This is a genomic window from Sutcliffiella sp. NC1, from assembly GCF_027594365.1.
Lineage (GTDB): Bacteria > Bacillota > Bacilli > Bacillales > Bacillaceae_I > Sutcliffiella > Sutcliffiella cohnii.
In genome coordinates this window covers 3,764,945-3,776,865 of sequence record NZ_CP115153.1, presented here as the reverse complement: position 1 = coordinate 3,776,865, position 11,921 = coordinate 3,764,945, and the positions used below count along the sequence as shown (strand labels likewise).

Genomic DNA, 11,921 nt, shown 5'->3' with positions numbered 1-11,921 from the left:
GAATATAGTGAGTGAATTTCAAAAAATAAATGATGACGAAAAGAATGTGCTATTAGAAGAAGAACGACAATTAAATGACGAGAAAAAGGACTTTAGATATGCTGGCTTTTGGATGAGGTTTTGGGCATACAGTTTCGATCTTATCATTATTGCAAGTATCGGTAGAATTATTATTCATCCTATTTTTCAAATGTTAGACATTTCTACTTCAAGTAGTTTTATGTTCTCTCCTTCTTCAATTGCAACAGCGATTATTTGGTATGGATATTTTATCGTTATGACGAAAGTATGGAGTCAAACTCTTGGTAAAATGATATTTGGCCTAAAAGTAATTCCGTTAAAACAAAGTAATTTAAGTTGGGTGTCCGTGTTATTTCGTGAAGGAGTAGGAAGATTTATTATTACGTTCAATTTTTTCACTACTCTTCTATATGCCGTTGTAGCTTTTACCGGGAAAAAACAAGGAATACATGATTTTATTGGCGAAACAACAGTCATACATGAAAGATAAAAGTATAAACCTGCTTCTTTACAGAAGTAGGTTTATTTTTGTTTAACAGGGAAATAATGGACAATGGAAGGGGTGTGTCTTTTATGTGGTGGTGGATTGTTATAGTCCTATTCGTCATACTTATCCTATTTATTTTTTTATTAACCATAACGAAAATAACCGTTAACATATTTTTTCAACACGAACAAGATAATGACCAATTAACGATAAAATTTAGAGCGCTTTTTGGCCTAATACGATATACAGTAGATGTCCCCCTAGTTAAGTTAGAGAAGGATACTGGTTCTGTCGTAGTTCAAGAAAAAACAAAAATGGGAGATGCTCAGCAAAAAAGTAAAGAAAAGAGCTTTTCTCCAAAAGAAATATGGCAAAGTATTGAGGATACGTATCAACTTGTTCGTCATGTTGTTGGAATGCATGAAATAATTAGAAGGTTTATGGCAAAAATAGAAGTAAAGCATTTTGAATGGCATACCAATATTGGGGTTGGAGATGCAGCTTATACAGGTATGTTAGTTGGAACTATTTGGAGTGTTAAAGGTGGCGTAGTGGGCATTATTGGCAACAAGATGATATTACAAACTACTCCGATAATTACGGTAACACCTTATTTCCAACAATTTACTTCTCAAACATTATTAAAGGGTATGATTCGGTTTCGTGTAGGGAATGCTATACTGGCAGGCATAAGAATCGTAAAATACTGGAAGGGCGGCATGCCGAACTTTAAAACACGTCCTTTATCAAAGCTTTCTAAGAAAGAAGAACAACAAACAATGTAAATTAAAGGAGGATCAACATGTCTGAACATCCAATTAAAAGTTTAATGACAACTGCAATGGAAAATCTAAAGGATATGATTGATGTAAATACAATCATTGGAGATCCTGTAGAAACTCCTGATGGAAGTGTTATATTAACTGTTTCTAAAGTAGGATTTGGTTTTGCAGCTGGAGGTAGTGAATTTAAAAGTCAACAAGGGTCTGGACCAGAGAAACAAGATGGAAACAATAGTCAACTTCCTTTTGGTGGAGGTAGTGGTGGTGGTGTTTCTATTACACCTATTGCATTCCTAGTTGTTAGCTCTTCAGGTGTAAGAATGCTTCATTTAGATGAAAATACACATTTATTAGAGAAAATCTTAGATTTAGCACCACAAGCGGTAGAAAAAGTACAACAAATGATGAATAATAACAAGCAAAAAAACCAACAAAACCAGCAACAAAATGGTCAATTTCAACAAAACAATCCTAATCAATTTAAGCCGAAACAGGATTTAGAATTTTAAAAGTTAACTGGATTCCAGTTAACTTTTTCTATGTATAATATTTTTTAACGCGAAAGTTCACAATTATTGCAAAAACATAGGTGGAACGCTATCATTAACACTGTACATATTTTTCTTAAAGGAGGAATTTTTCATGGCAAATATTACATTTAAAGGTAATCAAGTTACGTTATTAGGAACTGAAGTTAAAGTTGGGGATCAAGCTCCTAATTTCTCTGTTTTAGCAAATGATTTATCAGAAGTGACATTAGATAATTCTAAAGGACAAAAGCGCATTATCAGCGTTGTTCCTTCTATTGATACTGGAGTTTGTGATGCACAAACTCGTCGTTTCAATGAAGAAGCTAGCAATTTAAACATAAAGGTGTTAACAGTAAGTATGGATTTACCATTTGCTCAAAAGCGTTGGTGTGGAGCTAACGGAATCGAGAACGTGGAAGTAGTATCCGACCACCGTGATGCATCTTTCGGAGAAGCTTACGGCGTTTTAATTAAAGAACTTCGTTTACTAGCTCGTGCAGTATTTGTAATAGATTCTAATGACAAAGTAACGTACGTTGAATACGTAAGCGAAGCAACAAACCACCCTAACTACGAAGCAGCAATCGAAGCAATCAAAGCTGCAGAGTAATTAGAAAAGCGAAGGCGCATCGCCCTGGCCCGTATAAACTGGACCAGGCCGGTAGGAGATAAAGGAAACACAGCGAACGAAAGAGAGCTGATATTGACTTATCGTACGGACGGACTGGGAAGTTTGATAGGGCCAATGCGCCGTAGCTGGACAAAGAAAAGCGGAAGGGGCTCGCTCAGGTCCACACAAACTGGAGCTACCCGTTATATAATAGTATTTCTTCAAGGATGACTCGCGTTTTTGTTAGTCATCCTTTTTTATCGTAACCGTGTAAATTTTGTGGATAACTTCTAACTTTACTTACGTTACGTCTAGCTCCGGCGGCTTGGCCCTTGAGACATAAGCCAGTCACTTCCGGTGGGCAAAAAGCGCCCACCTGCAGCGCCTGTCTTATGCTTGTCGGGCTAGAACGAGCCCCCTTCGCTTTTGTTCTTACATACATAGATAAAAAGTTGGTTTTTCGTCATATATTCGATAAAATAAATGATGCTAAAAGATAAAAGGAAGTGTTAAATTTGAGTTTAACGAAATTAGAAGAAACATTTACGATATTTGATACAACAAGCTCTATTTTGCAGGAGGAGCTATCTTGTACATATTTAGAAGCGTTAGCAGAAACTGCTGAAAACTTATTTCATCAAGATGTATTACAGGATGAACTATCGGAACTAACGAAAAAAAGACTATTAAAGGAATACGATAAAATTAACTTACAATCATTAACGAAAGAAGAAGTACGTAAAGGATTTCAGTTAGCAATATTGAAAGGAATGAAAGAAGGTGCGCAAGTTAATCACCAAATGACACCTGATGCTATTTCTCTTTTTATAGGTTTCCTTGTGTCAAAATTTAATGAGAGTAACGCATCTATTTCTATTTTAGATCCAGCTGTAGGAACAGGTAATTTATTAACTGCCGTACTAAATCAATTAAGTGACAAAAAACTAACTACGTACGGAATAGATGTCGATGATTTACTAATTAAGTTAGCCTATCAAAACTCCAATTTACAGCAACATCCAATAGAATTTTATACACAGGATAGCTTACAAAACTTATATATAGAGCCTGTGGATACTGTTATATCTGATATTCCTTACGGATTTTATCCAGATGATGTAAACGCGAGCAATTTTGAACTAAAACGAAACGAAGGTCACTCCTATGCTCATCATTTATATATTGAACAAAGCATTAAATACACGAAGCCTGGAGGGTACTTATTTTTCTTAGTTCCAAATGCAATGTTTGAAGGTGAGGAGTCAAAAAACTTACATGTATATTTAAAAGATCATGTGTACATTCAAGGATTGTTACAGCTTCCATTTAACTTATTCAAAAGTCCAAAGCATGCAAAAAGTATCTTTATCCTTCAAAAGAAAGCAATAAATGTAGAACAACCTAAACAAGCGCTTCTTGTTAATTTACCTAGTTTTTCGAAAAAAGACGCAATGTCGAACATCATGGGACAAATTAATGACTGGATACAAGCAGAAAAGAGAAAAAAATAAGGCAGTATAATCAGAAAATAACGAATATAAAGGGTAAGCGCTCCCAATAGATGATGACTCTTGCAAAAAAAAAATGTCGATGTTTAAATGAAGTAGGGAATCAATAGATTACATAATAAATGCACAAAATAGGCAAGTAGATGCTTATGTTTTTCATTGTTTTAACATCAATAAAGGAGTTGTCATCAACGATGTCAAAAATTATTGCAATTAACGCAGGGAGTTCTTCTCTTAAGTTTCAGTTATTTGATATGCCAAGTGAAACTGTTATTACGAAAGGTTTAGTCGAGAGAATAGGTCTGAATGATGCTGTATTCAATATTTCGTATAACGAAGAAAAACAAACAGATGTAACAGACATACCAGATCATGGAGTCGCTGTTAAGATCTTATTAAATAAATTAATTGATTTAGGTGTAGTAAAGAGTTTTGATGAAATTACAGGTATTGGTCACCGTGTTGTACATGGTGGGGAAGAATTTAGTGATTCTGTAGTTATTACAGATGAAGTTCTTGCAAAACTTGACGAGTTATCAGAATTAGCACCACTTCATAATCCGGCTAACGTAGTTGGAATTAAGGCATTTAAGGAGATTCTTCCTAACGTACCAGCTGTAGCGGTGTTTGATACAGCGTTCCATCAAACGATGCCTGAAAAGTCTTACTTATACAGCCTTCCGTATGAGTATTATGAAAAGTATGGAATTCGTAAATACGGCTTCCACGGTACGTCTCATAAATACGTTTCTGAACGAGCGGCAGAACTATTAGGTAGACCTGTCGAAGAATTACGTCTTATATCTTGTCACCTTGGAAATGGAGCGAGTATTGCTGCAATTGAAGGTGGAAAATCGATTGATACATCAATGGGATTCACCCCACTTGCAGGTGTGGCAATGGGAACTCGCTCAGGTAATATAGACCCAGCACTTATTCCTTTTATCATGGAGAAAACTGGTAAAAGTGCAGATGAAGTATTAGACGTATTAAATAAAAAGAGCGGAATATTAGGTGTTTCTGGATTCTCTAGTGATTTACGTGATATCGAAAGTGCTGCGAAAGAAGGAAATGAGCGTGCTCAGCTAGCACTTGATGTGTTTGCAAGTAGAATCCATAAATACATCGGCTCATATGCGGCTAGAATGTACGGAGTAGATGCTATTATTTTCACTGCAGGTATCGGTGAAAATAGTACGGAAATTCGTGCGCGTGTTCTTCGCGGTTTAGAGTTTATGGGCGTTTACTGGGATCCTACGCTAAACCAGGTTAGAGGAAAAGAAGCCTTTATTAACTATCCGCACTCACCTGTAAAAGTTATTATTATCCCAACAAATGAAGAGGTTATGATTGCACGCGATGTATTGCGTCTAGCTAACGTATAATATAAATAAAAAAGAATTTGGTTTAAGTGCCGAATTCTTTTTTTTTTGCTTGAATACTGACCATCTCTCTCTTTTTTGAACTAAATTAGAAAAATAAATAAAAACTCTTTGACTTTATGAGAGAAATGATGTAAATTACGTAATGTACGAACGTTAACAAAAAGTTATCTAAATAATATTCGTCTCTAGGGGTGTTCGACATGGAAAATGTATTTGACTACGAAGATATTCAATTAATTCCGGCTAAATGTATCGTAAATAGCCGTTCAGAATGTGATACTACGATTAAATTAGGTAAACATACTTTTAACCTGCCAGTTGTACCTGCAAACATGCAGACAATTATAGATGAAAAAATCGCTCTTTACCTAGCGGAAAATGGTTATTTTTACATTATGCATCGATTCGAACCGGAAAAACGTATCGATTTCATTAAAGATATGCATGCTCGTGGGTTAATCGCTTCAATCAGTGTCGGGGTAAAAGAAGAAGAATACTCATTTGTTCAACAGTTAGCCGAAGAGCAATTAACTCCTGATTATATCACGATTGATATTGCGCACGGACATTCTAATGCCGTTATTGAAATGATTCAGCATATTAAAAAGCACTTACCAAATAGTTTCGTTATCGCAGGAAATGTTGGAACTCCTGAAGCAGTGAGAGAGCTTGAAAACGCGGGTGCTGATGCGACTAAAGTTGGCATTGGACCTGGTAAAGTTTGTATCACAAAAATTAAAACAGGTTTCGGAACTGGTGGATGGCAGTTAGCTGCATTACGTTGGTGTGCAAAGGCAGCAAGTAAACCGGTTATTGCTGACGGTGGTATTCGTACGCACGGTGATATTGCAAAATCTATTAGATTCGGAGCTTCCATGGTAATGATTGGTTCTTTATTTGCTGGCCATGAAGAATCACCGGGAGAAACTGTTGAGAGAGATGGTAAGCTATTTAAAGAATATTTTGGTTCTGCGTCAGAATTTCAAAAAGGTGAAAAGAAAAACGTAGAAGGTAAAAAAATCTTCGTTGAGCATAAAGGCTCATTAAAAGATACACTTAAAGAAATGGAACAAGACTTACAATCATCTATTTCGTATGCTGGTGGTAACAAACTAGATGCAATTAAACATGTGGACTATGTAGTAGTGAAGAACTCCATTTTTAATGGGGATAAAGTATACTAATAAAGAAGGTGGGCGAGAATAATCTTGCCCATCTTTTTTATCGTTTAGGCAATTATTAAAGTGGACAGTTGTAGATAACTACTAACTTTGTGTTGCTACGTTCTGGCTCCTCCGTCGCCGTGTTTCCTTTATCACAACCGTAACAGTCCAGTTTGTACGGGCCTGAACGAAGCGCCTTCGCATTTGTTCTTGTCGTTAAACTACACTTGCGGATGTAGTTCTAGATACTTGATAACGACATTATGAAACCGACTATGCTATAATATGTGTAAATATGGAACTAAGTAAGGGGAGATTTTTATGCAAGAATCTCAAGTGAAAGATAAGATAGTAAGCTGGGAAAATGAACTTAAATTACTTCAGAAATCACAACTAGAAGAAACAATTGATAGCTGGTTAGAAACAGCATTTTCTTACATACCAGAAGAATTAAAACACAATTTTTTTCAACAACTCGACACTTGGCTATTTCACCTACAAGGAATCATTCAAGAATCTACCTTTCAAAATGAAGCGGAACAAAGAATCATAAATACTGCTCAAATATTTGAACCTTCCATTACTTCTATAGAGCAAATACAAACATTAAATTTAGAACAAAAATCATTTATTGCAAATCAGCAAATGGCAAAACAAAAGCTTTATGCACTTGTCCAAGGTGGAATGACTGGAATTGGGAAGTATTCAACGCTTGCTATGGATATCCCTGCGTTTACACTATTAAATATTAGAACAACTCAACTTATTGCAATGTCGTTTGGCTATACATCAAAATCTCCTATGGAAATGGTTCGCCTACTACAAGTTTATTATGCAGCAACATTACCTAAACGATTTCAGTATGAGAGATGGGAGCAACTTAAACAAGAACTTAAACTAGAACGAGACCCATACTTTTATCCGTTGTCAGAACGTGAGCACCCAGAGACTTGGATACATCACCCTTTAACACATTTATTAAAACTAATCTTTATTATCACGGTTACCCGAAAAAAAGAGCGTTTGCCGATAGTAGGCATTGTCACAGGTGCTAGCCTCAATCATTATTGGACGAAGCAAGTTTCTACTTTTGCACATCACTATTTTTCTGTTCGACATTTGGCAGAAAACGAATATTAATAAAACAAAGGCATTCCTTAAAGGATGCCTTTGTTTTTTCTTAAGAATGTATTTTATTTGAAGAAACTTCCTGATTTAATCGATACCATAGCCAAAGGTCATTTATTATACTAGCTAAATTAGCGATCGATTCATTTAATTCACATGACTTCTCGAAGTTAGCTTCATTGTTTAGCTTTTCTTGTTTTTCATTAATTTCTTGTTCTATATCTTTAATTCGGTCCGGAATTTTCCCTCGAATTTTTTCCCATTGTAATAATATTTCATCTTGTTCTTCTTTACTGTATTTAGCCCAGTCTTTCTCTAGTTTCGGTAGTGAAATGCCTAACCGTTCGTCTTTTTTAAAACAGTACATAAGGTCGAACATCCTTCCTTTTTCTCCTCTAATATATTTATTGTATAACAAATAAGCGCTTCCAACAATGGGAGGAGGTAGGAGGATTATTAGTTTCTAACAACTAGAACATCACAAGCAGCATTTCTAACTATATTTTCGGAAACACTTCCGATAAGTAATCTTTCTATAGCATTTACACCGGTTGCACCACATACAATTAGATCAATGCTGTTTTTACGTGCGATATCTCTAGCGATTAATATTTTTGGAGAACCGAAGTCTACTATTTTATTTACAGTTTTAACGTTAGCCTCTACTGCCTGTTTTTCAAACTTAGTCAATAATTCTTTTGCATAATTTTCTGCATGCTCTATTGCAGTTCCTGTATGCAAGTTCATGGCTGCAAAAGTATGAATGTCTATAATATGTGTAATAGTGAGTGCTGCATTATCCTTTAAACAAAGATGAAGTGCTTTTTGGAAGGCTTGCTCTGATTCTTTTGATCCGTCAACTGCAACTAATACATGTTTATACATGTTCTCATCTCCTATGGATTGAAATTGTAAAAAATATTCTAATATTTACCTATATTATACTCCTGGAAAATTACGAAAACTATATCGTGTATTCGTACAAAAAAGGAGAATTAGTGACATGTCGAAAAAACAAAATGAAAAGCTGCAATTTTTTTATGATGACGAGGCAGCAACAACAATTAGCAACCAAATAACCGATTCTTATACGAGTGGGTATGTAAATGAAGAATTTGGTGAGAAGAAAGAAGCGGAACAACAAAACACAAATCAGTACTAATTTTTGACTGTGTATGCTGAAAAAGGGCTGCTTAGGCGGTCCTTTTCATATTATAAAGTAAACGTTACAGCAAAAAAGTTGTAAAATTTTATGCAATAAAAGAAAATAGATAGTAAGAAAAAGTAACGCATAGGGGGAGAGGAAGTATGCGTCATGCTGTTATTACTGCTGGAACGAAAGGGTTAGGGAAAAAAGTTACGCAATTAATGGTCGAACAAGGTTGCTCTGTTACTGTTCAATATAGAAGTGATGAGGAAGCGATGCTGAAAATGAAAGAATCGCTCTCCCTAATAGAAAACTCAAATCTACAATTTGTACAAGGGGATATTACGAACAAAGATGATATACATAAGTTAATTAACGAAGCATATAACCATCATGGACGCATTGATTATTTAATATGCAATGCCGGCCCTTATATTTTTGAAAGAAAGAAACTAGTAGATTACAGTGATGAAGAGTGGTATGAAATGATAGAAGGTAATTTATCTGCTGTTTTTCATTTAGTTAAAAAAGTAGTTCCTATTATGCGAGAACAACAATTTGGAAGGATTATTACTTACGGTTTCCAAGGTGCTGAGACTTCCCCAGCATGGATATATCGTTCAGCTTTTGCCGCCGCTAAAGTAGGTTTAGTTTCTTTAACAAAAACGTTAGCTGTAGAAGAAGCCGAAAATGGTATTACAGTAAATATGGTGTCTCCTGGAAATATTTTAGGAGATATGAAAGAAGCAAGTATTGAAACCGCCCGTTTAATTAAAGATGAAAATACTCCGATTGGGAGATCAGGTACTGGTGAAGATATTGCTCGTGTTGTACGCTTTTTATGTGATGAAAATTCGGATATGATTACTGGATCTGTCATTGAGGTAACCGGTGGATTAGATGTTATAAACCGTTTCCGTTAATTCTAATCGACTATTTTTCTGTTTATTTGTTAGAAAGATTCAAAAATAAAACAAATCAATAAAAGCATTAACGCAAAGTTTACAAGAGATAATCTCGAAATTTAAAATATAATATAAAAACGGGTGGCATCGGTAGCCACCCGTTTTCTATTATTTTTTTATGATTTGTAATTCTTTTGGATATTGTGTCAATAGCTCGTAGCCAGTATCTGTAATGTAAACATCGTCTTCAATTCTAACTCCACCGAATCCAGGTACGTAAATTCCAGGTTCAATCGTAAACGTCATACCTTTTTGTAGTTTCATTGTATTCGTTTCGTTCATAGACGGATATTCGTGAACTTCGATTCCAAGACCGTGCCCTAGTCGATGAGTAAAATATTGTCCATAGCCAGCCTCCGTAATGAGAGAGCGAGCTATTCTATCTAAACTACCGATTTCTACACCAGGTTTACAAGCATTCACAGCTGAAAGTTCCGCTTGTAATACTGTCTCATAAATGTTGTGGCCTTCCTCTGATAAATGATCGAATGCTAACGTTCTAGTAATATCAGAACAATAGCCGTCTAATACTACTCCTAAATCAAATAATATGAGATCCCCTTCGTTTATACTATTCAATCCAGGCTTGCCGTGTGGAGAAGCGGTCTTACTACCTGTAAGTGCCATCGTTGAAAACGACATTTCTCTAATCCCTTTTTTCTTTAATTCATATTCAATTGCTGCGACAAGTTCTTGCTCTGTTCTTCCTTTTTGTATGTAATGAACGCCTATTTCTACACCGAAGTCAGCAAGTTTTGCAGCCTCCCGTAAAATAGCAACCTCTTGCTCATCTTTAATTAAACGAAGCTCGTACATTTTTTCTTCTGCAGAAACGAAAGTGGCTTGCGGGAATAACGCTAGTAATGCTTTATACCGAGATACAATCATATGCTCTTTTTCAATTGCTAATTTTTCAATTGATATATTACGCTTATTAATTTCTTCCTTCATCATCTCCCACGGATTTTCCGTATCGGAATAGCCGAGAATCGAATGACTCCAACCTGTCGCCTTTACTTGTTCTACTTCCATATTGGGACAGATTAATATTGGGCTGTGCTCTGGGAACACGAGTAATCCAAGTAATCTTTCATGTGGGTCTGAGTAAAAATTACTTAAATAAAACACGTTTGGCGTCGATGTTAAAAAACTAGCTGAGACATCTTTCTCTTTCATCCAGTTAACTAATTGTTCCATTCTTTTTTCGTTCAAAATAAACACATCCCTTTCCTACTCTTACAAAATCGTTTACTATTAGCTTATCAGGGAATAATAAAACTGTAAATTAAGAATTATTAAATCAGTTTTCCTGAAAAAGTTTACATGATGATCACAAAGGAGGAAGAGGAATGAAAGTATCATACCACGGACATTCAGTTGTCAAAGTAGAAACATCCGATTATACCATTCTTTTCGACCCGTTTATTACGGGTAACAGCACGACAGATTTGAATGCGGAAGATGTAAAGGTAGATGTCATTTTATTAACTCACGGCCACAATGATCATGTTGGGGATACGGTCCAGTTAGCAAAGAAAAATGACGCATTAGTTATTGCGCCATTTGAATTAGCTACATTTTTAGGCTGGCAAGGGGTAAAGGTCCATCCAATGCATATTGGTGGAGCGAATACTTTTGATTTTGGAAAAGTGAAATTAACACAAGCATTTCATGGATCTAGCTATACGAACGAAGAAACGAAAGAAATTACATATACAGGAATGCCTAGTGGAATTTTATTAACGATAGAAGGAAAAACAATTTACCACGCAGGAGACACAGCGCTGTTTTCTGATATGAAGCTAATTGGAGAAAGAAATAATATTGATCTTGCCTTTTTACCGATTGGTGACAATTTTACGATGGGCATTGAAGACGCACTGCTTGCGGCAGAATGGTTAGGGGCCAAAAAAGTCGTACCAATCCATTACAACACTTTCCCAGTCATCGAACAAGACCCAACTCACTTCACTAACCAACTCCCAGAAGGTGTCGGAATTACCCTATCACCTGGGCAATCTATTGAAATATAAAGAACTAAGAGTCAACTTAAACCTATTCTCTATTTTCAAGCTAGACCCTCATGCAAGTGAAAATTTGCACCATGGTGCATAAAATGGGTGGTTCGACTTTGACAGCTACAATGTTTTCCTTTTCCAGATTTAGAACCGTGAGTGGAACGGAGCGGAAGACAC

Annotated in this window: 14 protein-coding genes; 11 read left to right on the top strand and 3 right to left on the bottom strand. The window is 35.8% G+C overall.

The window, feature by feature from the left end; all coding sequences use genetic code 11:
• The first annotated feature begins 7 nt into the window (after positions 1 to 7).
• From O1A01_RS19705 to O1A01_RS19670, 8 genes are all read left to right on the top strand, one after another.
• Entirely contained in the window at positions 8 to 511 is a 504-nt protein-coding gene (locus O1A01_RS19705; protein ID WP_066413114.1) for an RDD family protein, read from the top strand.
• An 83-nt stretch (positions 512 to 594) separates the two neighbouring features.
• On the top strand, positions 595 to 1,293 hold the full coding sequence (locus O1A01_RS19700; protein WP_235858071.1) for a DUF2953 domain-containing protein: 699 nt from the start codon (positions 595 to 597) through the stop codon (positions 1,291 to 1,293).
• A gap of 17 nt (positions 1,294 to 1,310) precedes the next feature.
• The gene (ytfJ, locus tag O1A01_RS19695; RefSeq protein WP_066413113.1) at positions 1,311 to 1,799 is read left to right on the top strand and encodes a GerW family sporulation protein; all 489 of its coding nucleotides are present in this window, start codon (positions 1,311 to 1,313) and stop codon (positions 1,797 to 1,799) included.
• Between the two features lie 133 nt (positions 1,800 to 1,932).
• Positions 1,933 to 2,430, top strand: a complete 498-nt coding sequence (gene tpx / locus O1A01_RS19690) for a thiol peroxidase (RefSeq protein ID WP_270064803.1) — start codon at positions 1,933 to 1,935, stop codon at positions 2,428 to 2,430.
• A 515-nt stretch (positions 2,431 to 2,945) separates the two neighbouring features.
• The gene (locus O1A01_RS19685) at positions 2,946 to 3,941 is read left to right on the top strand and encodes a class I SAM-dependent methyltransferase (RefSeq protein ID WP_066421353.1); all 996 of its coding nucleotides are present in this window, start codon (positions 2,946 to 2,948) and stop codon (positions 3,939 to 3,941) included.
• Between the two features lie 191 nt (positions 3,942 to 4,132).
• Positions 4,133 to 5,323 carry an acetate kinase gene (locus O1A01_RS19680; protein ID WP_066421356.1) on the top strand — a complete coding sequence of 397 codons (1,191 nt, stop codon included), beginning with the start codon at positions 4,133 to 4,135 and terminating at the stop codon, positions 5,321 to 5,323.
• Between the two features lie 200 nt (positions 5,324 to 5,523).
• Positions 5,524 to 6,507, top strand: coding sequence for a GMP reductase (guaC, locus tag O1A01_RS19675; protein ID WP_066421358.1), 984 nt, complete (start codon positions 5,524 to 5,526; stop codon positions 6,505 to 6,507).
• Positions 6,508 to 6,807: 300 nt separating this feature from the next.
• The gene (locus O1A01_RS19670) at positions 6,808 to 7,626 is read left to right on the top strand and encodes an EcsC family protein (protein ID WP_066421359.1); all 819 of its coding nucleotides are present in this window, start codon (positions 6,808 to 6,810) and stop codon (positions 7,624 to 7,626) included.
• Positions 7,627 to 7,666: 40 nt separating this feature from the next.
• Here the strand turns inward: O1A01_RS19670 and O1A01_RS19665 are convergent, their stop codons facing one another.
• Together O1A01_RS19665 and O1A01_RS19660 are read right to left on the bottom strand one after the other, a co-directional pair.
• Complete coding sequence (locus tag O1A01_RS19665) at positions 7,667 to 7,981, bottom strand: hypothetical protein (protein ID WP_066421374.1); 315 nt, start codon at positions 7,979 to 7,981, stop codon at positions 7,667 to 7,669.
• A gap of 89 nt (positions 7,982 to 8,070) precedes the next feature.
• Complete coding sequence (locus tag O1A01_RS19660; RefSeq protein ID WP_066421361.1) at positions 8,071 to 8,499, bottom strand: universal stress protein; 429 nt, start codon at positions 8,497 to 8,499, stop codon at positions 8,071 to 8,073.
• A 118-nt stretch (positions 8,500 to 8,617) separates the two neighbouring features.
• On the opposite strand from O1A01_RS19660, the gene O1A01_RS19655 reads away from it, so the two are divergent.
• Together O1A01_RS19655 and O1A01_RS19650 are read left to right on the top strand one after the other, a co-directional pair.
• Positions 8,618 to 8,776 (top strand): hypothetical protein, encoded by a 159-nt coding sequence (locus O1A01_RS19655; RefSeq protein WP_157076718.1) that lies wholly within the window; start codon positions 8,618 to 8,620, stop codon positions 8,774 to 8,776.
• A gap of 146 nt (positions 8,777 to 8,922) precedes the next feature.
• The gene (locus O1A01_RS19650) at positions 8,923 to 9,684 is read left to right on the top strand and encodes an SDR family oxidoreductase (protein WP_066421370.1); all 762 of its coding nucleotides are present in this window, start codon (positions 8,923 to 8,925) and stop codon (positions 9,682 to 9,684) included.
• 150 nt (positions 9,685 to 9,834) lie between these two features.
• On the opposite strand, the gene O1A01_RS19645 is transcribed toward O1A01_RS19650, so the two are convergent.
• The gene (locus O1A01_RS19645; RefSeq protein ID WP_066421377.1) at positions 9,835 to 10,923 is read right to left on the bottom strand and encodes a M24 family metallopeptidase; all 1,089 of its coding nucleotides are present in this window, start codon (positions 10,921 to 10,923) and stop codon (positions 9,835 to 9,837) included.
• A 152-nt stretch (positions 10,924 to 11,075) separates the two neighbouring features.
• Here O1A01_RS19645 and O1A01_RS19640 point away from each other — a divergent pair, with 152 nt between their 5' ends.
• Positions 11,076 to 11,759 (top strand): metal-dependent hydrolase, encoded by a 684-nt coding sequence (locus tag O1A01_RS19640; RefSeq protein ID WP_066421372.1) that lies wholly within the window; start codon positions 11,076 to 11,078, stop codon positions 11,757 to 11,759.
• Positions 11,760 to 11,921: the final 162 nt, after the last annotated feature.